The sequence below is a fragment of the Kitasatospora phosalacinea genome (assembly GCF_000717185.1).
GTDB classification, from domain to species: domain Bacteria; phylum Actinomycetota; class Actinomycetes; order Streptomycetales; family Streptomycetaceae; genus Kitasatospora; species Kitasatospora phosalacinea_A.
In genome coordinates, this window is the sequence record NZ_JNYE01000302.1 from 1 (window position 1) to 270 (window position 270).

Below are 270 nucleotides of genomic sequence, written 5' to 3' on the forward strand. Positions count from 1 at the left end.
TCGTGGACGGGGGCGGTCTCGACGATCCGGCCCGCGTACATGACGGCGATCTTGTCGGCGACGTCGGCGACCACGCCGAGGTCGTGGGTGATCAGGATCAGGCCCATGTGGTACTCGGCCTGGAGCTCGGCGAGCAGGTCCATCACCTGGGCCTGGACGGTGACGTCCAGCGCGGTGGTGGGCTCGTCCGCGATGATCAGGTCCGGCTCCAGGGCCAGCGCCATCGCGATCATGATGCGCTGGCGCATGCCGCCGGAGAACTGGTGCGGG

Annotated in this window: 1 protein-coding gene; it reads right to left on the reverse strand. The window is 69.3% G+C overall.

The features are described from left to right. A partial coding sequence (locus OO57_RS38120) for an ATP-binding cassette domain-containing protein (RefSeq protein WP_033257524.1) occupies positions 1–270 on the reverse strand: 270 nt, incomplete at both ends.